Here is a 920-nt window from a genome sequence, read left to right as displayed (position 1 = left end):
ACGACTGCCTCCCCGTCACCGACCCCCCCGCCGAGCCAGACACCCACCCAGGCACCCTCGCCCACATCAACCGCGCAGCCCACGACCGAGGCCCCGTCACCCAGCGCGACCACAACACCGACGACGCCCGCACCACAGGCGACGACGCCGCAACCAACCACTGATCAGCCCCAACCACCTGCGGGTACCACCACACCGCCTGCGTCCAAGGATTCCTCCATTCTGGTTCGTACCGGGTTGAGCACTTCCGATGGCCAATGGGGCCCCACGGTCTGGATCTTTGCTGCTGCCACAGTAATTGCGGCAGCTTCCGGGTGGGTCTATGTGAGCCGCCGCCGTCGCATGGACTGACCGCAAGACTCACGGGCTGACGACGAACGGACTGGCCAGACCGGATGAATTGGCCAGACCGGATGCGATGGCCAAAACGCGCACGGACGATTCGCGATTGACGGCGGGGTGCCCCTGTGACGAGCACCTCGCCGTCACCCGTCAACACGACAGCATCGAATGATGCGCAATGGTTCGTCAGCGCCTTGTCCCAAAACGATTCAGCACGCACACTCTTACCCACAATGATTCGTCGCCAATCACCAGAGACCAACCACCGCACAATGGCCCACAAAACCACTCATCACAACGCCAAACAATCACGGTGGTCACAACGTGCCTTGATTGCCACGTGTGTGATTTCCACGGCCGCGGCAGGAATTCTGGTGGTGGACCAGGTGACGGATGGCCAACCAGAAACCTTGCAGCGTCTGGGCGTTGTTCCGGAACCCATGGGCCCCACAGAGATGACAGGCCCAACGGCCGGCCCGGCAGATGTTCCGCCCCAGGACGTCCTGGTGGCTGGGCAAGCTGCCCAAGATCACCAAGCCACGGACGACGGCTTGCCCACAGTGGGCATGGACGGGATT

1 protein-coding gene is annotated in these 920 nt (G+C 62.9%); it reads left to right on the top strand.

Going from position 1 to position 920, the window contains the following annotated elements:
* Nucleotides 1–614 precede the first annotated feature (614 nt).
* A partial coding sequence (locus L979_RS13785; protein WP_156125611.1) for a hypothetical protein occupies nucleotides 615–920 on the top strand: 306 nt, incomplete at its 3' end.

It is taken from the genome of Kocuria sp. ZOR0020, from assembly GCF_000800955.1.
Taxonomy (GTDB): Bacteria; Actinomycetota; Actinomycetes; order Actinomycetales; family Micrococcaceae; genus Kocuria; species Kocuria subflava.
Note: the sequence above shows the minus strand (reverse complement) of the source record. Positions and strands in the feature narration are given on the sequence as shown.